Here is a 21,009-nt window from a genome sequence, read left to right on the forward strand (position 1 = left end):
GCGGAGCGGTTCCCCGATGCGACAAGCGTGATCGTCGCTGGCAGCACCGTGCGTAACGAGCGGACGGCGTCGAGCGATGTCGACCTGTTGCTGCTCGGCCCTGACGGGTTCCTAGCCGACGGTGCCGACTCGCTCGCCGCCACGTACGCCCACGAGGGCGAGGCGGTCGAGGTGTTCGCATACACGCCCGTGGGCTTCGAGCGGTGGGCGCAGCGCGGCGTCGAGCAGTGGCGGCCCGTAATCGTGCGGATGCTGCTCGAGGGTCGGGTGCTCGCCGGCGACGAGGTATTGGAGCAGCTCCGCGAACGCTGGGCCGAGACGTACGACCGCGGCCCTCAGCCCGAAGACGCCGACGTCAACCTCCTGCGCTATGCCATCACCGACCTCGTCGACGATCTCGCCGACGTGACCGACGACGTTGAGCGCCGCGTGGTCGCAGCCGAGCTGCTGCGACAGGTCGCGTCCCTCGCGCTCATTACTAACCACCGCTGGATCGGCACCGGCAAACACCTCTCCCGCGAACTGCGTCGATGGGATGCGGTGCGCGCAGCTCGCCTGACCGACCCGTACGTCGCCGGCGACTTCGACGCCTTCCATGCCGCAGCGGCCGCCGAGCTCGAAAGCGCGGGCGGACGACTCCGGACAGGCTTCACGCGCTGAGCCTCCCGTACGTCGCCATCGGCCAGGCCGGCTCGACCATCAGCGGACGCGAGCTCCGCGCAGGTCGGCGTCCGCAAACGGTCGGCTGCGCACGTCCGCCGGCCGCCGCGAGACACGCCGGCGGGGGAGTGTCCACAACCCGTGTACGAATCTTTCCGCTTGTCGGCCGCGGTGAGCACGAGTTTCCGCTCGTCCCAGACCACACTCTCAACAGTGGTAACAGTGATGTTAGATCCGGTCGCCGGAGAGGGGGAGCCGCAACCTCTCGTCCGATCGGCGCGCGAGCGAAGTTCCCAGCCAGGGCACAACCTGAGCCCAGGAAAGGGAAAAGCAAACGTGCGGTCGTAGCATGGCGGGATGTCGTCGATGGCTGATGTTGAGGCGCTTGTGCCGCCTTTGCCGGTGCGGACGGTGCTGTGGCGCACCCAGGCACCGTTCCTGGTGACACTCGCGGTAGCGCTGGTGGCCGGCGCCGTGACTGAGGCGGGGCCGACGTGGCCGTATGTGGCGGCGGGGGTGGCGGCGGCATGCGCGACAGCTGCGACGGGTCTTCTGGTCTCCCGGTTGGGGGAGGGGGTCTTGATCGGTGGTGCGGTGGTGCACATGGTGGTGGTGGCGGGGGTGGATTACGCGTCGTGGCCCACGACTCCCTCAATGGTGGGTCTGATGATGCTGCCGGCGCTGCACCTGAGCTACGGATTCAGGGCGCGCCGTGGCCCGTATCTCTTGGCGGTCGGGGTTCCCCCGATCCTGACGGCTCTCGCGCTGGGGTCGAGCAGGGCTGTGGCGGCGACGTGGGCCAGTGCGGCTGTCCAGATCCTGGCCCTCGTCGCGGTGGCCACGGTGGTGTACCTGTCGGCCCGGCACGCCTGGCTTCAGCGCGTCCAGCTTCAACAGGCACTGCTGGAGGCGCGGGCGGCGGTCAACACCGCGCAGGTGGTCGCCGATGCGATCGAGACCGGGGTGACCTACTACGACACCGCCGGCAGGGTGGAGGTCCGCAACAAGGCGATGACCGGCTTCGCTCAGCGTGCCGGCTACGACGCCGAGACCGTGAGCGCGCAGCACATCTACCAGTCCGACCAGGTCACACCCGTGGACCTCGGTGAGCAGCCCATGGAGCGGATGCTGCGAGGCGACATGGTCGATCACGACCTGTTCTACCTCGGTCCGCCCGGTGACCAGCGAGCCGTCACCTTCACCACCACGAAGCTCGACGGTCTCGCCGGCCCCGCCGGGTGGGTGCTGGCAGCTCATGACGTCACGGACCTGGTCAACGCGATCACCACCCGCGAGGAGATGATCCTGACCTTCACCCACGAGCTGCGGACCCCGCTGACCTCGATCATCGGGTTCGCCGAGATGCTCCAGGACACCCTGGACCTGGAGGAGCTGGGTATCGCTCGGCCGGTGGAGGTCATCCACCGCAACGCCACCCACCTCTCGACGCTGGTCCAGATGCTCCTGCAGGCGGGGATCGAAGCCCAGGCGGAGCCGCACTTCGCGCCGACGGACGTCGGGGACATCGTTCGGGAGAGCGTCGCCTCCTTCCAGCCCAAGGCCGCCGGTCGCGGCATCACGTTGGAGGCGGGTACGCCCATCGGTGACACGCGTGCCGAGGTGGATCACCTGCGCATCCGGCAGGTGCTGGACAACCTCGTCTCCAACGCGCTGAAGTACCCTCCCGCGGGCACGACGACCCGCGTCCTGGTCGAGGGGACGCCCGACCACGTCCGCGTCCGAGTGGTCGACCAAGGCCCCGGGATCGACCCGCAGGACCTCCCGCAGCTCTTCCAGCGCGGCTTCCGTTCGGTCACAGCTCGCCGGACCGCAACGCAGGGGATGGGACTGGGCCTCGCGATCGCACGGGACATCGCACGGGCGCACTCGGGCGAGGTCACGATGGTCAACAACCCCGACGGCGGAACCACCTTCACACTTGAGTTGCCACGACACCCGAACGTACAGACCGCTGACGCAGCGGCAGGGGACCAGGCGACCTACTCCTCGGCTCTCACCTAGACCGGGGGAGGCGGGCGCTGCACCTCAGGGAGGGGTGCGGGGGCGGGGGACCCAACTTCCCACCTCGTGCCGCACATCTGGCAGGTCAGAAGACCATCTTCGTGGCGGGTAGCCCACAGGTGAGAGCACCACGGACGCCCCGCGCGATGCCAGCGCTCCTGCCGGTCTCGGGCGTCCTCCTCGCTCACTCACGTGACCTTAGGGAAAAAGCAGTAACCGTGGGAGAATGTTCGCTAACAAAAGTTTCGCTTACAGCGAACGCTGGCGTGAGGTGAAGGCGTGTCAGCCCGGGCTCCATAAGTCGGAGGTCGTAGAGCTTCAGCCGGCGAGTTCGGACTCGGTAAACGGGACGACGGGGATCGCCTCGGTGTGGGTGGCGGACTTGGCCTCGAGGTACGCGCACAGCTCGGCGGCGGTCCGCAGCTCGGCGGTCAGCTGGTGGAGCTCGGAGCTGCTGAGGATGGTTTCGTCGGGTTGGGGTTCGATGACCACGCGCCAGCGGGGGTCGCCCGGCTCGTGGGGCTGCATGTACACCGTGGTGGTGGCGTTGCTCAGCGGGACCACGACCAGACCGGTGTCGGTCCCGGCCGGCCCGTCCTGGATGACCACGCGAGCGGTTTCGGCCACGGGGTGGGCGGGGGTGAACTCCTCCAGCCACTGATCGAGTGTCTGCTTGCTGCGGAACGGCATGTGGTCACCTCCCCGGGGTGATGGGCGCACGGGCCGTCGGTGGCCCAGCCGTTGATTCTAGAGGTTCGATTCCGGGCCGACCGACCGAGCTGTCTTGGGTCGAAGCGGGGGAGTCGGGCCGCTATCGTCACCTGCCTCACGCTCCTGCTGGCACTAACGAGTAGATGCTGAGCCGGTTGCCGTCCGGATCGACGAAGTCGAAGTAGTTCACCGCGCTCTCGACGTGCTGGAGCGGTCCGACGGCGACCCCCAGGCTCATCAGTCGCTCGTGTTCGAGCGCGGCGTTGGTGACCCCCAGGCGCAACACGACCTCGGCGCCCGAACGTGCAGTGGGCTCCGACCCCAGCTGGAGCCACACCGGTCCCACCTTGAACTCCACCACGTCGTCGTCGGGCTCAAGACCCGGCTCGATGAGTTCGAGAACCCTGCGATACCAAAGAACTGCTGCCGCTAGATCGGCGACGGGCAGTCCGACAGTCACACTCGAGATATTCATCGGACCATCCTCACGGACACGGTTCAGGGTCTCGGTGCGTTCTCGGGTCCGTGGGCGGGACGCAGGACGTACCCCACGCTGTGAACGTTGTGGATCAGGGAGTCCGGTCGGCGTCGACCTTCCGACGCAGGTAGTGGATGTAGAGATCCAAAGTTTTGGGGTTGACGGTGTAGTCGTAGTGCCAGACACGGTCGGCGATCTGCGCCTTCGACATCACGCGTCGGGGGTTGCGCATCAGCAGGCGCAAGAGGTCGAACTCCGTGATCGACAGGTGTAGCTCCTGATCGCCGCGTCGCACCTCGCGCGTGATCTCGTCGAGCTCGAGATCCCCGACCCGGTAGGTCGAGGGCAGGCGGGGCGCCTGGCCCCCCACGCCGCGTAGGAGGTCGCGCACGCGAGCAGCGAGATCCTCAGCGCTGAACGGGCGTCGCAGGTAATCATCACCGCCGGCGGTCACACCTGGCAGACGCCGGTCGTGCTCACCCGGGCCCGTCACCAGCAGCGCCGGGACCTGACGCGCCCTCCGGATCTTTGCCAGCACGGCAATCGGATCCGCGTCGAGGATCCCCGCGTTCAGGATCACGACGTCTGGGTCGAGCACCGTAGCGGTGGCGAGGACGTCCTCGGCCCGCGCGGCAAGACGCACCTCCATCCCCTCCCCGCGCAGCACGCCAACGACAATGTCGGCCAGGACCGGGTTCTTGAGCTGCACGAGCACCCGCCACACCGTGGCGGAGGCCCCAGCAGAGGGGGCGGGAACGCTGGCCGGGCCGCCGTCAGACGGCGGAGAAAGGGCCGCAGTACCGATCACCCATCCATCATCCTCCCGTGTGAAACGGAACCGGACCATGCCGGTAGCAGTCACTGCCCGACCTCAGAACTTCCGTAGAGACCTCTGCCGCAGCTGCCACGACACACCTAGGCTCGATCCTGATCACGGCGTGCCAGATGGGCGCCGGCTCCCCAACACTTCGGAGAATCCTGTGCCCGTCAACTTCTCGCACCCCGAGGGCCTGCTGAAGCAGACCGACTACTCGCCTGTCGCGGTCGCCACCGGCTCGCGTCTCATCGTGCTCGCCGGCCAGGCGGGCGTCACGGCCGACTTCGAGCCCGCCGCACCCGACCTCGCCGGACAGGTCCGAGCCGCCCTGCACAACATCGCCGTCGGAGTCCGCGGCGCCGGTGGCGCACCCGCAGACATCGCTCGCCTCACCTTCTACATCGTGGACTGGCAGCCCTCGATGTGGGAGGACGTTCTGGCCGGGATCGCACACGCACAAGAAGTCGACGGATTCCCGACGCCCGCGCCGCCCGTGACCATCATCGGAGTTCAAGCGCTCTTCACACCCGACTTCGTCGTCGAGATCGAAGCCATCGCAGTCACCGACTAGGGGCCCCACCGCGTGCCGGTGCGCATCGTGTGGCACGTGTCCAGGTGTGCCGAACGGCCCCGTCGATCGACGGGGCCGTTCCGGCAGGGCTAGTACCGGCGCGAGTGGCCCTTCCATTCCGCTGCTGGGCCCGTGGGGTTCGCCTCGGAGCTCGCCGCGGTGGACCTGCACGCCGGTCGGCAACTGTGTCGGAATCGGGCTCGGTCTGAATCAGTCGGTGGGAGGCAGGACGATGACCTTGCCGTGTACCCGGCCGGCTTCGGCCTGGCTGTGCAACTCGGGCAGGTCGATCAACGTCACATGACGGGCGATGTCGATGCGTAGTTCGCCCCGGTCGACCAGCTTCACCAGGTCGGACAGGGCGGTGCGGTTCGGCTGCACGAAGATCGTTTCTCCTCGCACGTCACGCTCCTGGTCGTTCGGGGTCGGGACCATCGGAGTGGTGGAGACGACGACTCCGCCATCGCGCACCCGGCCCATGAGGGCCGCGAAGTCCTCGGCCGTGATGGGTGCGAGGTTGAGCAGCAGGTCGACGGGTTCGGTCACGGCGCTAAGAACCTCGCTCCGGGTGTGATCGACGATCTCGTCGGCGCCGTGAGCTGCGACCGACGCGGTGCTGCGCGGGCTGGCGGTAGCGATGACATACGCGCCCGCGCGCTTGGCGAGCTGCACGGCATACCCCCGACCGGGCCCCCGCGCCGTTGATCAGGACGCGCTGGCCGAAGGTCAGACCGCCCACGTCGAACAGCGCCTGAGATGCCGTCAGCCCCACCGAGGGCAACCCGGCAGCATCAGCGAGCGGGATCGTGGCGGGCGCGGGAACGAACGATTCAGCAGGAGCCGTGACGTACTGCGCCGCTGCGCCGTCCCCGGCCATCGGGATGAAGCCCACGACCTCCTGCCCGACCGAGAGGTCCTCGACGCCGTCGCCGACCTGGTCGACTGTGCCTGAGACGTCGTACCCGGGGGTGTGCGGCAGGGTGATCGGGATCGGCAGGAACCCGCCCCGCATCCCACCGTCGGCCGGGTTGTGCGCGACACCGGCCACGCGAACGCGCACCTGACCAGCTCCCGCCTCGGGGCGGTCGACCTCCTCGTAGCGCAGCACTTCCGGGCCGCCGGTCTCGTGGAAACGCACTGCCTTCATGATGTCCTCCTATGTAGTGCTTCGAGTTCGAAGCGATGTGGCGACCCTAGACCTACTCCATCTTCGAAGCAACTACTACGCACTCGAAGTAAGATGACGTGGTGAAGACGTCACCAGCGGTACTCGACCCCTTGCAACTAGGTGCCTACTTCGCGCTGATCGAGGTCAGCAGTCTGTTGCGGCACGCCGTCGAGCAGCAGCTCAGGCGGGCCGGCGACCTCAGCTACGTGCAGTTCCAGCTGCTGGCGACTCTCGGGGATGCACCGCGGGGATGTCTGCGGATGACGGATCTTGCCGACGGCGTGGTCTACAGCCGCAGCGGGCTGACCTATCAGGCGCAGACGTTGGAGAAGCGCGGCCTCGTCTCGCGGGCGCCCTCGAGCGAGGACGAGCGCAGCATCGAGGTGGCGATCACCGAGGACGGGCGTTCCCTGCTCGCCGACGTCTTCCCCGGACACATCGCGATCCTGAACGACATGCTCTTCGCGCCGCTGACCGGACAGGACGTCCAGACCCTCGCTGACGTCCTGGCCCGCGCCCGCGACCACATGCGCCAAGGACCGGCGAGATCCGCGGCCCCTCGCGGGCGTGCACACCGCAGCACCAGCTGACCGATCGGCCGACGTTCAACTATGAGGATCCTTCTGGTGACTGCCGGCTCACGCGGCGACGTCGAGCCCTTCCTCGCCCTGGCCCGGACAGCTGCGCGAGCCGGTCATGACGTCCAGGTCGCCGGTCCGGACGGCTCTGGGGTGTCATCTGAAGGTGTCGATCTCGTGAGTCTGGGGGTGGACTACTCAGCGGTGATCCGGGATCAGGGTGTCTCGATCGGCGCGGCGCTGCGCAACTACCGCACGGTGGTGAAACCGATCATGCGGGGCGTGATCGTGGGTGCTGCACGTGCAGCCGCTGCGTTCGTTCCAGACGTGGTCCTCGCCCACCCCAAGGTGCTCTCAGCACCCCTGATCGCCGCTGCTCTCGACATTCCGCACGTGCTCGTCGAGCTGGTGCCGGCTGTCACGCCCACGCGCGCGTTCCCCGCCGCCGGCACCGTGACCGCTGATCTCGGAATCCTCAACCGGCTCACCTACCTCGGGACTTCGCATGCCTCATCGATGTTCGGTGCTGCCCTCGACGAGGCAGCGGGCCAGCTCGGCATCTCCCGCGACCAGCGACTCCCGTCCCCGGCGGCAACGCTGCTGCCCATCACCCCGACACTTCTCGAAAGGCCCGCAGACTGGCCAGCCAGCGTCCACCTCACGGGCCCGTGGATCGAACCCGTCACAACGGAGGTGCTACCCCAGGACGTCAGCGATTTCGTCGCGGGTGGGCCGTTCATCTATGCCGGGTTCGGGTCCATGTCGGCTGGCGACCCGATCGAACGCGGCCGTGCTGTGATCAGTGCCGCCCACGCTCACGGCTACCGAGTTCTCATGGCCACTGGCCTCGGAGGAGTCGATGTTCCCGACCGGTTGCGCGGAGCCGACGTCATGGTCGTGCGATCGGTCCCCCACGGTCTGACTCTGCCGAGGGCGTCTGCCGCCATGCACCACGGGGGTATCGGGACGGTCCAAGCGGCAGCACGCGCGGGGGCTCCTTCCATCATCGTTCCGTTCATCGCCGACCAGCCGTTCTGGGGCGCGATGCTGCATCGACGCGGACTCGCTCCCGCCCCGATCCCACGACGCCGCGTAAGCGCAGCGAGCCTCGGACGGGCGATACAGGCAACCTCTGCCTACCGCGGCGCCGTGGCGTCCCTCGCCAAGACCATGCAGACCGAGCAGGGCACCAAGGCAGCACTCGAAGCGATCGAGAAGCTCACCTAATTAGCTGTACTGATCTTGGGTGGGTTCTTCGGCGGACCGTCGTATGAGACCGAGAGAATCTCGACTGCACGAGACCGGGACACACCACTACCTACCCGCTACAGGCATCTCCGCCCCCTGGCATCTAACACCAGTAACGGTGGTGTTAGTGCACACCGCGACCCTCGGTGCCTCTCGGCTTCGTGTCCTCGCGACAGCGAGGCCGGCAGTTCAGGTGGCGGTGGCTACTTCTGGGCGGCGTCGAACTGTTCGCGGATGTTGGCGGGGATGCGGCCGCGGTCGTTGACCTCGATGCCGTTGGCGGCAGCCCACTCGCGGATTGCGCCGGCGTCGGAGGCGACACGGGTGCGCCGGGGGAGGGGCTGGTGGTGGAGCGGCCGGCCTTGCGGGCGACGGCCTTGTAGGAGGCGAGCGCGTCGTCCAGTGCCTGACGGTTCTCGGCGCCGAGGTCGATCTCGTAGGTCTTGCCCTCGTGGGCGAAGGTGACGGTCTGAACGTCCTCGGTGATGTTTTCGTCGAGGTCGTCGATCAATGTCACGGTGGTCTTCTGCACCATGGTGCTGGGGCTCCTAGATCGTTCGGTGTCGGTCGCTTCGAGGCTAGCCTCTGGTCCTGGGAGTGAGGATCGTCAGTACGTCAGCCCGGCGAGGGGTGCACTGAAAAGGAACCCCCGAGGGCTGCCGCCCACGGGGGTAGGGGCCGTTGTGAATTGTCCGGAAGGTGACGACGAGGTTGATCACGACGGCGACGAGGAGGACAGTCGTGGAGGGGACGCCGAAGAACCCGTCGGCTACCGATGGGCTGATGGTGAGTACGAGGTAGAGCACCCACAGCCCTAGAGCGAGGCTCGCTGTCATGGTCGCGAGGTGTCTCGCGGGGCGAGGGTTCGGATTCGTGCTGGATGGCTTGCCGGCCCGGCGTCGGTGCCGTCGGTCGAAGAGCCAGAGGCCCAGGGCGATGGTGGAGACGGCCGCCGCGGCGATGAGGTGGCCGGTCGAGGGGGCATCCATGACTTCACTCTGCCTGCCAGAGGGCACTCGCGCGTGGTGAGTGGGCTACAGGGCGTCGGTGGGGGGCTGCTCGCGTCGGAGCTCGCGGTAGATGGTGGTGCGGGAGACGTCGAAGAGTTCGGCGAGCTCTGCCTGGGTGTGCTGGCCGGCGGCGGCGAGAGTGATGAGGTGGCGGCGCTTGGTCTTGCTGAGGGTGGGTTGGCGGCCACGGAGCTTGCCGGCTGCCTTGGCGATCTGCATGCCCTCGCGGGTGCGGGCGCGGATGAGGTCGGCCTCGAACTCGGCCACCATGCCCAGGACGTTGAACAGGAGCCGGCCGACGGGGTCGGCGGGGTCGTAGACCGAGCCGCCGAGGTCGAGGGCGACACCTTTGGCGGTGAGCTCGTCGGCGATGTTGCGCGCGTCGGGTAGGGAGCGGGCGAGTCGGTCGAGCTTCGTGATGACCAGGGTGTCGCCGTTGCGGACGGCAGCGAGGGCCTGGGCCAGCCCGGGACGGTCGCGGTTGCGTCCGGTCAGACCGTGGTCGACGTAGATCAGGTCCGGTGCCACGCCAAGTTTGGTGAGTGCATCGCGCTGGGCCGTGAGGTCCTGGCCGGTGGTCGACACCCGCGCGTAGCCCACTCTGGTTCCGGTCACTACCCCAGTGTTGCAGATAGGGCACCCTCACCGCCCACCAAATCGTGCGACCTATACGCGCAACGCGACCTGAGCATCTGTCTAGGTGCCGGGTTGGGGTGTGGGTGCACGGTGAGGGATCGTCTAGTGGCACTCCGGCCGACCCTGAGACTCTGCCCGCCTGCGACCGAGCGGTGCTGCTAGCGCGCCTAGGTAGTTACAGACATCAAGGCCGCACATGTGGTGCGTTATGGCTTGGCGTGGGTTAGGTTCCGGTCCATGATGCCTGCGAACTGGTACCTCGACCCCGACGATGCGTCGCTGCAGCGCTGGTGGGATGGGGAGCGCTGGACTCAGGATCGTCGTGCTCTCCAGGACGAGCCTCGTCCGCCGGATGCACCTGCGGAGTTCTCGTTCTTCTCGGGGAAGTCGGCTGCGGCGGCGTGGCGGCAGCGGGCGGAGTTCTTCACTGCCAGGTACGGGGCCGAGCGGGCCAAGCTCGAGCAGGTCGTGGGCGAGCTCGTTCAGGCCCGAGGTGCCCTGTCCCGGGTGAAGGGCATGGAACTGATCGAGGTGGAAGCCGAGATCGCGCGCCGACGGGGCGAGCTGGAGTCGTTGACGGCTGAGGTCGCCGGCGCCCGGTCCGTGCTGCAGCGCGAACGTGAGCAGGTGCTCGAGGTGCGATCGGTCGCGTCGCTGCAGGATGTGTCGCTGTTCGACTTCGACCACGTCGCCGAGGGCTCGGCCAGCCTGGCGAACCGGTTGTCAGAGGTGCGGGTGAAGTACAAGCAGCTGATCAAGGAGAGCAGGGCTACCTCGTACTCGGAGAGCTTCACGTTCAACGGTTCAGCGGCCAAGGGCAAGACCTTCGCGAAGAACATGGCCAAGACGATGCTGGCCGCCTACAACGCCGAGGCAGAGAACGCGATCAAGGCCGTGCGCGCCGGAGGCTTGGACACCGCTCGCGCTCGACTCGATCGAGTTGTGGACCGGGTCGAGCGCAACGGCGCGATGATCGATCTCAAGATCAACGCCGCCTACCACCGCCTCCGGCTCGAGGAGCTGACCCTGGCGGAGCGACACCTCCACGCAGTGAAGGTTGAAAAGGAGCTGGAGCGTGAGCGTCGCGCCGAGCTACGTGAGCAGGCCAAGGCCGAGGCCGAGCTGGCCAAGGAGAAGGAGCGCCTGGACAAGGAGCGCAACCACTACCTCAACGTGATCGAGGCGCTCCGGCAGCGCGGCGATGAAGCCGAGGCCGCCAAGATCGAGGCCAAGCTCGCCGACGTCGACCGAGCGATCCAAGACGTCGACTACCGCGCCGCGAACATCCGCGCCGGCTACGTGTACGTGATCTCCAACCTCGGGGCCATGGGGGAGCGCATGGTCAAGATCGGCATGACCCGCCGCCTCGACCCGATGGACCGGGTGAAGGAGCTCGGCGATGCCTCGGTCCCCTTCCCCTTTGACGTCCACGCGCTCTTCTTCGCCGAAGACGCTGTGGGGATCGAGAACATGCTGCACCGCACCTTCGCCGAGCAGCGGGTCAACAGGATCAACCAGCGACGCGAGTTCTTCTACACCACACCGACCGACGTGCTCGATGCCTTGCAGTCCCACGGAGTGTCACTCGTGGAGTACGCCGTGGAACCGGAGGCAGAGCAGTACAGACTGAGCATCGCCGCCGCTGGCGCCTGAATAGACACCTTGGAATCACGCCCCGTCCTGACGTGATACCTGTCCACGTGTGATAGCGGAGTAACCTCGAGCTCGACCTCAGAACCTGGAGACCCGATGCAGACCATCGCTTTCTACAACCATAAGGGCGGCGTCGGCAAGACCACCCTGCTTTTCAATCTGGGCATAGCGCTCCAAAGTCAGGGGAAGAAGGTGCTCTTTGTCGACGGAGACGCCCAGGCCAATCTGACGAGTATCGCACTGAGGGATGAGCAGATTGAAGAAGTCTACGATAGCGAACAGACTATCTATCACGGCTTGGCGCCCCTCGTCGAAGGGTCAGGAGACATCGAGATTGTCAGGCCCATCGAGATTCGAGACAACGCCTGGGTTCTTCCTGGGCACATTAATCTAAGCGTGTTTGAAGAAATAGCTCCTGAAGGATGGACTAGCGCCCTGGCCGGGAATCCTCGCGGCTTCAGGGTTAGTACAGCCGTGCACCGGCTGACAAGGGGTGTTGCAGCCCAGGTTGGGGCTGAGTACATTCTGCTCGACCTCGGGCCGAATGTTGGGGCGTTTAATCGGGCTGCCCTCCTGGCTGCGGATGGATTCGTCATTCCCATGTCGCCCGACCTGTTCTCGCTGACGGCGCTTCCCAGCGTGGGGGAGAGCGTGAGTAGGTGGGTCGATGAGTGGCGCATCGCGACTAACTCCGCGTCGAGGAGGGGGCTCAAGCTGGGATTTGACCTACCCGTCGGGTCCCCAGTACCCCTCGGGTACATCAGCCAGCAGTTTGCCGTCTATAGAGAGCAGCCCGCGAAGGCATACAAGCGATGGGTGAACCAGATCCCTGCTCAGTATGTCGCTGGAGTAGTGGAGCCACTCGCCGAGGCGGGCGTTAGGCACCCGGAACGCGAGGGCAAGATCGGCGAGGTGCGAAACCTTTCCAGCCTGATCCCTATGGCTCAAAGGAACCGTTCCGCTGTTTTCGAATTGACTGGCACCCTCGCTCGAGGGGCACAGTTCACTCGTGCGCGCGACACCTACAACCTCTTTGCTGATCTTGCCGGTGAAGTTCTGAATCGTCTCGACGAGACTTTGTAGGCCACTATGACGGAAGCCGGGTCGCGTCCAGAACTCATTGTGCTTGACACCTCCACCTTGCCGCGGCGTGCAAGTATCCGAGACAATCCACTGCTTTCGGCGCTTCTTCGCATTGCAAAAGCAACCGACATCAAACTATGCATAACAGACGTGATTCTTGAGGAATCAACGTCGGCGCGTCGGCGCGCCGCAGAGCAGGCGATATCCGAACTCAAGGCTGCGGTTAGAAAGTTAGGGAGTCTCCATGAGGAGTCTGGAGGGGATCTATACATTCCGTCCGTGGAAGAAATCGTCGAGCGATGGGAGGGGGACCTGCGAAGTTCTTTCTCAATCCTCGAGACCGCCGGGGAGGATGCTCGCCTCTCATTGCTCAGGGAGGCTAATCGAATTCCTCCGGCCAGGGCCTCGGGGGACTCTGCCATTGGCTCACGAGATGCGTCGATCTGGCTCACTGCTAAGCGGGCAGCTGGCGAGCAGCGCGTCCTTCTGGTCTCTGGCAATACTTCCGACTTTGCCGGCACCAATGGCCTACGACAAGAGCTTGAGGAAGAGTTATCAGAGGGCGAGTTGGTCGCTTACTCCGCGTCCGTAGACGCAACAGTATCTTTGTTGGCAGAGAGCGTTATTCCGATTGCGCGCGACGTCTCTGACGTCAACGCATGGGACGGCGATTCCGATATTCTTATGCAGGCTACAAATTTTGTTATTGCGAGCACCGACGAAACCCTCGATTATGCTTACGGCCAAATAGATAATAAGAGCATGGAGGTCAGGCGCGAGTACGCTTTCCCTGGCGGGCGGCTGGCGCTGATCGCTCTGACTTCCGACCTCAAGATTTCGCCTCTTGACCTCGATCCATCTGACGCGGGCTCCCGCAACTACCCAATAATCGTAGACTTCTGGGTGCTATGGGACGATGACGAGTCGACGAGCATTGACGTCGATCGAATTCGTCATGACTCGTCCGGGTAACTTTTCTAGGGCGGCGCGAAGCTATAGTTGGCGGGCTCGGGGGCGGCCTACTAGAAGCCGCAATCATGCGATTCCGTGGTGGTACCAGCGTGTGTGGCTGAGTGAGGCTGCAGGCCTCGTTGTGACCGGGAGGGTGCGTGAACTCCTGTCAACGCGTGTAGCGCGCAGTTGCTGCCATGGGTATAAGGTGCCTTGTAGGAGGTGGTTGGGATGGCTCTGGTAGAGGTGCCGCCAAGGGCGGCCGCGGCGGTCCAGTTGCGACACCGTCGCGATCTGGACGAGGTGGATCTGCGTCGCGAGTTGGTGGCGTTGTCGGAGGAGGGGTACTCGCAGACGCGGATCGCTCAGTGGTTGCAGATCAGTCAGTCGGCGGTGTCTCAGCTGTTGAAGACGGCGCGTGGCGGGTCGGTGGCGCGTGCGGGGTTCTCGGGTGCGAGTCCACGTGAGTTGTGTCAGCGGTACGCGGCCGGCCTGTTGAGCCGGGAGCAGGTCGTGGACGAGCTGACGCGGTGGGAGTACGTCCCGATGGCCCAGCACGAGGCGTACGAGGACCTGCCGGTGCAGCCCGAGGGCACGATCTGGGACGTGTACCGCGCTGCGATGGACGGCCTGATCGATGAGGGTCTGTACGGGGAGGTCGCGGCGCGGGTCGCGGCGGACGCGAGCGCGTGAGCCGCGAGGATCACGACCACGTTGAAGCGATCCGGGCTCTGGTCAGTGGCGGCCCGCTGGCCGCGGACGCCCCGACATCGACCCTGAACAACCCGGAGTGGTTCTTCCCGGGCGGGATGCCCACCCCGGCGCGTCTCCGGCTCCACAGGCAGCTGAGCGCGCGGGTGTGGGGAGTGGGAGCCCCCGGCGGATGTGAGCGTGCGGACGCCGCGAGCGGTGGTGCTGGCCGGCCCGCCCGGGGCGGGCAAGTCCACGGTCGCCCGTACCGCTCTGAGCCAGGGTGAGCGCTCCTATCTGCGGGTGGATGCCGATGAGTTCAAGGAGCTGTTGCTGCGTCAGGCGCTGAGCGATGGCACGTATGAGTCGTTCGTCAAGCCGCAGGCGGTACGTGACCGTGAGGCGCGCGGTGAGGTGTTCGTCCCGCTCGAGCTGGCGTCGCTGGTGCATCGGGAGTCTTCGATGCTCGCGGCCGATCTGACGCGGCAGGCGATCCAGGCGCGTCGGGACATCATCGTGGACACGGTGCTGGCTGCGGAGAGCAACGGCCGGCGCCTGCTGGAGCAGATGCAGGCGCAGGGGTATGAGGTGCGGATGATCGATGTCGAGGTGCCCTACGAGGTTTCTCAGGCTCGTATCCGTGAACGCTGGGCGTCGGGCCGGGCGCAGGTGCTGGCCGGCGGTGACGACCTCGAGGGGGCCGGTGGGTGCCGAGTGAGTACGCCCGCAGCGTGTACTACGAGCAGGACGGTGTCTCCAAGCCGGAGCGAGTCTCGGAGCTCCTGGCGCGGGAGTCGCCGATCGTGACGCGGTTCCAGCGCTACCGCACGAGCGCGGAGCAGGTGGCCGCGGCCGAGGCGGCAGGTGTCGGTGTCGAGGCAACGCTCGAGCTGGAGTTCGCTCGCCCGAACGTCTCAGCCATGCCGGTCACGACGACACCCGGACAGGGCCTGAGGGGCGATGAAGCGGCGCGTCGAGCGCTGTCGTATCTGGGCCGGCAACGTGGCCGGGGCCCGTCACGTAGTGACGGGCGCGAGAGGTAAGACTGCGCGGAGGTAGCCCGTCCACGGGACGCGCACGCCCGAGGTGAGTCAAGGGTGTCGGTGACGTGCGTGCGGTGGTCGGGCGGTAGGTCGGGTCCGGCTGTCCACCTGTGGTCGGGACGAGCCCGAAGGAGATAGCTCGTGCCGTCCACAGGTGGTCAGGGGGTCATCGAACGAACCTGCGCCCGTAACGGGCTGTGCGCCTCAGGAGGGGTGTCCCTCGTGCTGCTGTAGCTCCTGCTCGGCCGACTGGGGCACCGGGTCGGGGGTGGGTGCAGCGGCCGTCCGGCGACGACGCGCGACGCGCGTCGTCTTGGCCGCCGGCGGGAGGCCGATCTTCCGTAGTTCGGCCTGGCTCCATCCTGCGTTGACGGCGGCGTCGTAGGCGCGCACGTCCGCGAGCTCCGCGTTCTTCACCAGGTCGCTGGCCTCCTGCTGTGCGCGTGCGAGGAGCGCTGCGCTTTCGGCCTGCGCGTCGGTCACGGCCTGCCGTGTCACCGCGAGTTCGCGCACGCTGTCGATGCGTGTTTCCTGTGCCGCGCGAGCGAGTTCGACGGCCTGGTCCGGTGTGGGTGTGCGAGCCATGGGTGGTTCTCCTCAGCGTTTGCGGTGTGCGCGCCCCGGGCGCTCCGACCGCTCGATCGTATCGAACCCCTGCGGCCTCAGCGAGGCGTAAGGCGAGTTGCAAAGCCAGCGGTGTCCCGGACGGAGCAAGCTATATAATCAGCCGTGCTGATCGGTTGCCCTGCCGGGAGCTCTTGGGCCATGCTGGCCATGGGTCCCCACGCCGGGTGGGGTCGCTGCGCTGGGCCGAGAGGTGGTGGATCGGTTGTCGGAGACGTCGCAGACGGGTACGCCCGCTCCGTCACGTGCGACCACCCAGCGCCGGCGCCGGCGCGTCGAGGGTGGCCGCAAGGTGCGCTACGAGGTGCGCGCCACCACGGAGGAAGCCGGCGCCCTCCTGGTGCTCGCGGAGCGCTACGGCGTCAGCGTTCCCAAGCTGCTGATCGACTCCGCGCTTGCCGGTGGCTCGCAGGCGGCAGCCGCGAGCGCGTCGGAGCGTGAGGCTGTGCTGCGCCAGTTGCTTGCGGCGCAACGCACGCTCGCCGGCGTGGGCAACAACGTGAACCAGATCGCGCGCCGGGCGAACATCGACGGCGAAATCGTGGCGGACCTTCTGACCACCCACGCGCGAGCGCGCGAGTTGGTCGGTCAGATTGCCGAGCTCGTGACGGAGCTGCGGGTGATGGGGCGATGATGCCGAACGTCTCGCGCGGCGACCGTGTGTCCGGTCTGCTGGTCTACCTGGCAGGTCCAGGACGTCACAACGAGCACACCGGGCAGCGCGTGATCACCGGGGACACGGTGACGCGCCTGACAGCGCCCGAGGGTGTGTTAAATCGTGACGACGCGCTCGCGATCGCGCGCACGGTGGACGAGCCGCACCGCGCGTTCGGCGTCGAGGTCAAGGGCGGTCACGTGTGGCACGTGTCCCTCGCACTGCGCGCCGGCGAGGGCGCCAAGAGCGACGAGCTGTGGGAGAAGATCGCGCGCGACTTCGTGCAGGCGATGGGGTTCGATGACGCGGCCAACGACGACCGCGTGAACGAGGCCGGCACCGACGTCGGTAGCGGTCAGGACGACACCGCGCGCAAGGCTTCGTGCCGGTGGGTCGCGATCCATCACGGGCCCTCGGGCGGGGGCAACGACCACGTGCACATCGCCGTCAGTCTCGTGCGCGAGGACGGCACCAAGGCCTCGACCCATCGCGACTACTCGCGCGCGCAGAAGGTCGCTCGCACGTTGGAGGAGCGCTACGGGTTGGAGCGGTTGGAGTCGGTGTCGGCCGAGCGTTCTACACGCGGGTGGGAGATGGGCGAGCGCGAGGCGCAGGCACGCCGTCGAGCCAAGGCGTTGCACTCCAAGAAGATCGCCGCCGGCCAGCAGCTCGCGCCGTGGTCCTCGCTCGACTCACACCAGCGCGTCGGGCTCGTGAGCGTCCAGCTGCGCGAGGACCAGCCCCGGGTGGCGCTGGCTCGCAAGGTACGCGGGTGCGCGGCCGCGAGCAGCGACGAGGCGGAGTTCGTTCGCCGGCTGCGCGGCTCCGGTGTGCTCGTGCGACCCCGCTACGCCGAGGGCAGCACCGACGTCGTGGCTGGCTACAGCGTCGCGTCGCGACCGGTGCACGGTGAGCGCCCGATCTGGTACGGCGGTGGCCGCCTGGGACGTGACCTGACACTGCCGCGCCTGCGGTCGGAGTGGGACACGAGCGAGACGTCCCGCGCGGCCGCCGGCGCGGAGTGGAACGCCGCCAAGCGCGCCCGCCGGGTCGCGGCACCGGGGCGAGAGGTCAGCGCCCCGCGCCCCGAGGTGTGGCAGCAGTTCAGCAAGGAGATGGAGTCCCTGTCCGCGCAGCTACGGGCCGTGCCGACGCACGACCGCGAGACGTGGGCACGTGTGGCTCGACGCACCTCCGGCGCCCTGGCGGCGTGGTCGGACGCGACCGAGCCGACCCCCGGCGCCATGGCGCACGCGGCCGACGCGCTGAGCCGTTCCGCGCAGACGTTCGGCCGCGAGACGAGCACGCCGAAGGCGCAGCTCGTGGCCGTGTCGGGCACGACCATGCTCGTGGCCAGCGCCTCACGCGGAGGCGTCGGACCGGTGGGGCAGGCCGCGCTCCTGCGGTCGCTGATGAACCTGTCCAAGGCGGTGCACGACGCCGCTCTCGCGCAGGGTCAGCAACGCCAGGCCGAGTCGATCGCACGCGAGATGCGCGGACGGCTCGCAGAGGTGCACCGGCGCATGGACACCGCCGCCCAGGCCCACCAGCCGGCTACGGCTGCTCAGGTCCCCGGCGGCGCCGAACAGCAGACGACGGCCGCCGTGGCGACGGCGCCCAACCCGAACATCACCGACCGGATGCGCGCCACGCTCGCCACGGCGCAGGCCTCCCAGGCCCACCCCGCCACGCGCGCCGTCCAGCCTGCAACCGAGCCGTCGCCAGCGAAGCCGAGAAGCACCACCCGGCCGGGTCCTGAACGGGGCTCGACCGACCAGGGACGCGAGTAGGTCGCGCTCCACCAACCCCGCAGGGAGGTCACACCATGAGCATGGACAACGACGGCATCGACGAGGTCGTAGAGGGCCAGTTCCGCGTGCTCCTGACCGCCGCCAGCCAGGCCGGTGAGGCCCTGGCGCGAGCGATCGAGCAGCGGCGCCGCGAGGCCACGGCCGACAGCACCCGGGAGGCGGCCGAGCTGCGCTCCCGCCTCGACGCCGAGCTCGAGACGGCGCGCGCCTCGCTCAGCGCGACCAACAACCCCCAGTGGTGGGCGCAGGCCAGCGCGCAGGAGATCTCCGAGATGTACAAGACCGCCCGGGGTTGGGCGGCCGAGCACCCCGAGCTCGCCGAGGCCGAGGAGCGGATGCGCACCGAGGTCGGGCACCGGTTCGGGGTGACGATCGAGAACCTGACCGCCACCGGCGCCGAGCAGCAGCGCGCACGCGCGGAGCAGGCCGAGGCTGCATCGCTCACCCGCGCTGCCGAGGCGGCCGAGCAGCGCGAGGACCAGAGCGAGGCGCAGCGGGAGCACGAGAGCGTCCCCGCCGTGCGCGAGGAGCTGCGCGCCGACGCGCTCGCCCACGCCGCCGAGGCGGGGGCTCTGCGCGTGCGCGCGGAGCCGGCCTACGACAGCGCCGAGCGTCGCGAGGCCACCGCGCGAGGGCTGACCGAGGCCGGCCACAGCCAGAGGCAGGTAGCGGCCGTGATGCGCGCGGATGTCGCCCAGGCTCGCCCGGCCAGCCAGGCCGTGTCGGGGCGCCCCGACCGCAAGCCCGCCCAGGCCCGCAAGGGACGCACCCAGGCGGCCGAGCAGCAGAGGTCCAGTCTTGGGCGCTAAGTAGCTTCATCTGTCGCGGCGCCCTGAACGCGAATTGCACCATGGCCCGAAGGAGGAGGCCCCGGGCAGAGTCGTAGCTCTCTGGTACCTAATCCAGGCTCAGGGGTGCTCACGTCCGGTCGCGCCATCTTAGAAGTCGGCCTGCTTCAGGATGCGCCGCAATCCGATGAGCTGTGCCGTGCTCGGATCCCTTCTTTGCCCTCAGCGAACCGGGCTATTCAGACCGCAGGCGCCTTCGTCAAACTGCAGTACCGTCTCGCGGTAGGGATTCCCCGGACTCCGCTCCTTGGTATGAGTCCGAGGAAGCCGTACACGGCTCCGCGCCGAGCGCGTCTCATGCGATATTTGACATCCGCATCCGATAGAGAAAAGCCGCCATAGCGTCTCGGTTCGTCGAAGACAAGGGCCTATACGTCCCGTCGGGCCAGCCAGTCGAGATCCCGCGGGACCTCAGCCAAGACATTTCTTTGTAAAACTGAGTTTGTGGCGTCACGTCCGTGAAAGGGGACGACGAAGGCGCCACGTAGTGGGGATTTCCTGCAAGCCTATAAAGAAATGCCGCCATCGCATCTCGTGCGACGGGCTGGTTCGGGCGGAATGAGTTGTCCGGCCATCCTCCCACCAAGCCCACTGCCTTCGCCCAGCAGATCACATCCCCATTTGGGGTAAAGTAGTTCACGTCGGCGAAGCAGTTCGTCCCGCTGTTCAGCGCAGGAAACCCGCGCATTGCCCACATGAAGTAAACCATGTCGGATCGAGTCGTCGCCTCGTATGGGCGGTAGTTCCCGTTCGCATCCGCAGGTGCAATATTATTGTTCCGCATCCAGCGAATCTCGGTAGCAAACTGGTTGTTTGAATATACGTCGTAGTAGGGGCCATCGCAATTTACGGCGTGCCCAACTACTTGAAACGAAACCCGGAAACTGCTCTGGTAGAAGATGGTCCGACCCTGCGGGTAGACGCCCGGGATGTCGTAGTTCCAACCGGCAAAGTCCGACAATGCCGAAGCTTGGGAATTAATCACGCCAAGCCCCCGGTTGGCGTTCGCGGAGGATACTATCGCGCCAACCATGCCGTACGTCTGCCCAGGCTGGAAGGCGGTGCTGACCGAGTGAGGGGTGCCGTTCAGTGATACTTCGACGGTGCGATACTGGCCATCGTTAGATGAGAGTGAGCGCGAAATTTTTTGATCGTACGTCGCCCACGAGTTGTTGTTCGAAATTCCCATGCTGAAGCTGTAGTTGGAATCGGCCGCGGAAGCATTCCCGGTTTCGATGGCAAATTTTGAATCCGTCATCAGCCGACCGCCCCCGTTGGGGAAAGTTGGAAGACTATGGTCCCCTGTGGTGAAAGCGGGGGTATCGTAATCCAGTTGTAGACCTGTGCGGTGGCTTGCTGGCTTCTGGTTTGCGAATCGAAAATTCCGGCTTTAGAGCCGGCGAGCGTAAATCCAAGTCCTTGATTCTGAAGGCTGGCGCCGGCGAGCTTAAAATTGTCGATGTCGCGGATAGGGAGCGGATCGGTGATCAGGTTGGAGCCGGTGAACTTGTAACTGCAAGTCGTAGTCACAAGAGATGTGGAAGCGGTTGGCCCCTGTTCGTAGAGGATTTAAGTATTGTCTTGGCGCGCGTCGATAACGGCTGCCTCTTGGGCGCTCGTAACGGGGTAAAAGAAAGGGGTTGCCGCCCCCGGCTGGCCCGATTCCTCCAGGTCCTCGTCACCTTCTGGGAATTCGGAAGCGGGCGCGTCGTACTCGTAGTATCCAGATTCTCCTTCGGGGACCCTGAATGC

General features: G+C 66.7%; 23 protein-coding genes and 1 pseudogene. 13 read left to right on the plus strand and 11 right to left on the minus strand.

Annotation, left to right across the window (positions count from 1 at the left end; all coding sequences use genetic code 11):
- On the plus strand, positions 1-660 hold a 660-nt coding region (locus QQK22_RS17975; protein WP_284252990.1), incomplete at its 5' end, for a nucleotidyltransferase domain-containing protein.
- A 366-nt stretch (positions 661-1,026) separates the two neighbouring features.
- Positions 1,027-2,682, plus strand: a complete 1,656-nt coding sequence (locus QQK22_RS17980; protein ID WP_284252970.1) for a sensor histidine kinase — start codon at positions 1,027-1,029, stop codon at positions 2,680-2,682.
- Positions 2,683-3,000: 318 nt separating this feature from the next.
- On the opposite strand, the gene QQK22_RS17985 is transcribed toward QQK22_RS17980, so the two are convergent.
- The 3 genes from QQK22_RS17985 to QQK22_RS17995 form a co-directional block, all read right to left on the minus strand.
- Positions 3,001-3,372 carry a hypothetical protein gene (locus QQK22_RS17985; RefSeq protein WP_284252972.1) on the minus strand — a complete coding sequence of 124 codons (372 nt, stop codon included), beginning with the start codon at positions 3,370-3,372 and terminating at the stop codon, positions 3,001-3,003.
- A 136-nt stretch (positions 3,373-3,508) separates the two neighbouring features.
- Positions 3,509-3,868, minus strand: a complete 360-nt coding sequence (locus QQK22_RS17990; protein ID WP_284252974.1) for a VOC family protein — start codon at positions 3,866-3,868, stop codon at positions 3,509-3,511.
- A gap of 94 nt (positions 3,869-3,962) precedes the next feature.
- Positions 3,963-4,679 carry a response regulator transcription factor gene (locus QQK22_RS17995; protein ID WP_284252976.1) on the minus strand — a complete coding sequence of 239 codons (717 nt, stop codon included), beginning with the start codon at positions 4,677-4,679 and terminating at the stop codon, positions 3,963-3,965.
- A 172-nt stretch (positions 4,680-4,851) separates the two neighbouring features.
- Between QQK22_RS17995 and QQK22_RS18000 the strand changes: the two genes are divergently transcribed.
- On the plus strand, positions 4,852-5,259 hold the full coding sequence (locus tag QQK22_RS18000) for a RidA family protein (RefSeq protein ID WP_284252978.1): 408 nt from the start codon (positions 4,852-4,854) through the stop codon (positions 5,257-5,259).
- Positions 5,260-5,469: 210 nt separating this feature from the next.
- On the opposite strand, the gene QQK22_RS19060 is transcribed toward QQK22_RS18000, so the two are convergent.
- Together QQK22_RS19060 and QQK22_RS19065 are read right to left on the minus strand one after the other, a co-directional pair.
- Positions 5,470-5,805 carry a zinc-binding dehydrogenase gene (locus QQK22_RS19060; RefSeq protein ID WP_348525661.1) on the minus strand — a complete coding sequence of 112 codons (336 nt, stop codon included), beginning with the start codon at positions 5,803-5,805 and terminating at the stop codon, positions 5,470-5,472.
- Positions 5,806-5,809: 4 nt separating this feature from the next.
- Positions 5,810-6,406 carry an NADP-dependent oxidoreductase gene (locus QQK22_RS19065; protein WP_348525662.1) on the minus strand — a complete coding sequence of 199 codons (597 nt, stop codon included), beginning with the start codon at positions 6,404-6,406 and terminating at the stop codon, positions 5,810-5,812.
- A gap of 101 nt (positions 6,407-6,507) precedes the next feature.
- Between QQK22_RS19065 and QQK22_RS18010 the strand changes: the two genes are divergently transcribed.
- Together QQK22_RS18010 and QQK22_RS18015 are read left to right on the plus strand one after the other, a co-directional pair.
- A complete protein-coding gene (locus tag QQK22_RS18010) occupies positions 6,508-7,017 on the plus strand; it encodes a MarR family winged helix-turn-helix transcriptional regulator (RefSeq protein ID WP_284252980.1) in 510 nt (169 codons plus the stop codon).
- 36 nt (positions 7,018-7,053) lie between these two features.
- The gene (locus tag QQK22_RS18015; RefSeq protein ID WP_284252992.1) at positions 7,054-8,232 is read left to right on the plus strand and encodes a glycosyltransferase; all 1,179 of its coding nucleotides are present in this window, start codon (positions 7,054-7,056) and stop codon (positions 8,230-8,232) included.
- Between the two features lie 224 nt (positions 8,233-8,456).
- Here the strand turns inward: QQK22_RS18015 and QQK22_RS19070 are convergent, their stop codons facing one another.
- From QQK22_RS19070 to QQK22_RS18025, 3 genes and pseudogenes are all read right to left on the minus strand, one after another.
- Positions 8,457-8,552 (minus strand): Lsr2 family DNA-binding protein, encoded by a 96-nt coding sequence (locus tag QQK22_RS19070; protein ID WP_348525660.1) that lies wholly within the window; start codon positions 8,550-8,552, stop codon positions 8,457-8,459.
- Between the two features lie 116 nt (positions 8,553-8,668).
- Positions 8,669-8,788 (minus strand): annotated as a pseudogene (locus QQK22_RS19075) (Lsr2 dimerization domain-containing protein); the annotation flags it as partial.
- A 499-nt stretch (positions 8,789-9,287) separates the two neighbouring features.
- A complete protein-coding gene (locus QQK22_RS18025) occupies positions 9,288-9,878 on the minus strand; it encodes a recombinase family protein (RefSeq protein ID WP_284252994.1) in 591 nt (196 codons plus the stop codon).
- 258 nt (positions 9,879-10,136) lie between these two features.
- Here QQK22_RS18025 and QQK22_RS18030 point away from each other — a divergent pair, with 258 nt between their 5' ends.
- The 5 genes from QQK22_RS18030 (at position 10,137) to QQK22_RS18050 (ending at position 15,083) form a co-directional block, all read left to right on the plus strand.
- A complete protein-coding gene (locus QQK22_RS18030) occupies positions 10,137-11,552 on the plus strand; it encodes an SNIPE associated domain-containing protein (RefSeq protein ID WP_284252996.1) in 1,416 nt (471 codons plus the stop codon).
- 96 nt (positions 11,553-11,648) lie between these two features.
- A complete protein-coding gene (locus QQK22_RS18035) occupies positions 11,649-12,635 on the plus strand; it encodes a ParA family protein (protein WP_284252893.1) in 987 nt (328 codons plus the stop codon).
- A gap of 39 nt (positions 12,636-12,674) precedes the next feature.
- Positions 12,675-13,607: a PIN domain-containing protein gene (locus QQK22_RS18040; RefSeq protein WP_284252895.1), complete on the plus strand. Its 933-nt coding sequence runs from the start codon at positions 12,675-12,677 to the stop codon at positions 13,605-13,607.
- Positions 13,608-13,817: 210 nt separating this feature from the next.
- The gene (locus QQK22_RS18045) at positions 13,818-14,279 is read left to right on the plus strand and encodes a helix-turn-helix domain-containing protein (protein ID WP_284252897.1); all 462 of its coding nucleotides are present in this window, start codon (positions 13,818-13,820) and stop codon (positions 14,277-14,279) included.
- Positions 14,280-14,477: 198 nt separating this feature from the next.
- A complete protein-coding gene (locus tag QQK22_RS18050) occupies positions 14,478-15,083 on the plus strand; it encodes a zeta toxin family protein (protein WP_284252898.1) in 606 nt (201 codons plus the stop codon).
- 440 nt (positions 15,084-15,523) lie between these two features.
- Here QQK22_RS18050 and QQK22_RS18055 read toward each other — a convergent pair whose 3' ends face one another.
- Complete coding sequence (locus QQK22_RS18055) at positions 15,524-15,817, minus strand: hypothetical protein (protein ID WP_284252900.1); 294 nt, start codon at positions 15,815-15,817, stop codon at positions 15,524-15,526.
- A gap of 418 nt (positions 15,818-16,235) precedes the next feature.
- Here QQK22_RS18055 and mobC point away from each other — a divergent pair, with 418 nt between their 5' ends.
- The 3 genes from mobC to QQK22_RS18070 are packed head-to-tail and all read left to right on the plus strand — an operon-like array spanning position 16,236 to position 19,218.
- On the plus strand, positions 16,236-16,577 hold the full coding sequence (gene mobC, locus QQK22_RS18060) for a plasmid mobilization relaxosome protein MobC (protein WP_284252902.1): 342 nt from the start codon (positions 16,236-16,238) through the stop codon (positions 16,575-16,577).
- The gene (locus tag QQK22_RS18065; RefSeq protein ID WP_284252905.1) at positions 16,574-18,388 is read left to right on the plus strand and encodes a relaxase/mobilization nuclease domain-containing protein; all 1,815 of its coding nucleotides are present in this window, start codon (positions 16,574-16,576) and stop codon (positions 18,386-18,388) included. The genes mobC and QQK22_RS18065 overlap by 4 nt, the downstream gene beginning before the upstream one ends.
- A 35-nt stretch (positions 18,389-18,423) precedes the next feature.
- On the plus strand, positions 18,424-19,218 hold the full coding sequence (locus QQK22_RS18070) for a hypothetical protein (protein WP_284252907.1): 795 nt from the start codon (positions 18,424-18,426) through the stop codon (positions 19,216-19,218).
- A 334-nt stretch (positions 19,219-19,552) separates the two neighbouring features.
- On the opposite strand, the gene QQK22_RS18075 is transcribed toward QQK22_RS18070, so the two are convergent.
- On the minus strand, positions 19,553-20,515 hold the full coding sequence (locus QQK22_RS18075) for an S-layer homology domain-containing protein (protein WP_284252909.1): 963 nt from the start codon (positions 20,513-20,515) through the stop codon (positions 19,553-19,555).
- Positions 20,515-20,787: a hypothetical protein gene (locus QQK22_RS18080; protein WP_284252910.1), complete on the minus strand. Its 273-nt coding sequence runs from the start codon at positions 20,785-20,787 to the stop codon at positions 20,515-20,517. The genes QQK22_RS18075 and QQK22_RS18080 overlap by 1 nt, the downstream gene beginning before the upstream one ends.
- Between the last annotated feature and the right edge of the window lie 222 nt (positions 20,788-21,009).

The organism is Litorihabitans aurantiacus, assembly GCF_030161595.1.
Taxonomy (GTDB): Bacteria; Actinomycetota; Actinomycetes; order Actinomycetales; family Beutenbergiaceae; genus Litorihabitans; species Litorihabitans aurantiacus.

Excerpts from the sequence above, each read along its gene's own strand:
- QQK22_RS17985 (WP_284252972.1), bottom strand. The coding sequence starts at position 3,372 with ATGCCGTTCCGCAGCAAGCAGACACTCGATCAGTGGCTGGAGGAGTTC.
- QQK22_RS18070 (WP_284252907.1), top strand. The coding sequence starts at position 18,424 with ATGAGCATGGACAACGACGGCATCGACGAGGTCGTAGAGGGCCAGTTC.
- QQK22_RS19065 (WP_348525662.1), bottom strand. The coding sequence starts at position 6,406 with ATGAAGGCAGTGCGTTTCCACGAGACCGGCGGCCCGGAAGTGCTGCGC.
- QQK22_RS17980 (WP_284252970.1), top strand. The coding sequence starts at position 1,027 with ATGGCTGATGTTGAGGCGCTTGTGCCGCCTTTGCCGGTGCGGACGGTG.
- QQK22_RS18075 (WP_284252909.1), bottom strand. The coding sequence starts at position 20,515 with ATGACGGATTCAAAATTTGCCATCGAAACCGGGAATGCTTCCGCGGCC.
- QQK22_RS18045 (WP_284252897.1), top strand. The coding sequence starts at position 13,818 with ATGGCTCTGGTAGAGGTGCCGCCAAGGGCGGCCGCGGCGGTCCAGTTG.
- QQK22_RS18030 (WP_284252996.1), top strand. The coding sequence starts at position 10,137 with ATGATGCCTGCGAACTGGTACCTCGACCCCGACGATGCGTCGCTGCAG.
- QQK22_RS18035 (WP_284252893.1), top strand. The coding sequence starts at position 11,649 with ATGCAGACCATCGCTTTCTACAACCATAAGGGCGGCGTCGGCAAGACC.
- QQK22_RS17990 (WP_284252974.1), bottom strand. The coding sequence starts at position 3,868 with ATGAATATCTCGAGTGTGACTGTCGGACTGCCCGTCGCCGATCTAGCG.
- QQK22_RS18065 (WP_284252905.1), top strand. The coding sequence starts at position 16,574 with ATGATGCCGAACGTCTCGCGCGGCGACCGTGTGTCCGGTCTGCTGGTC.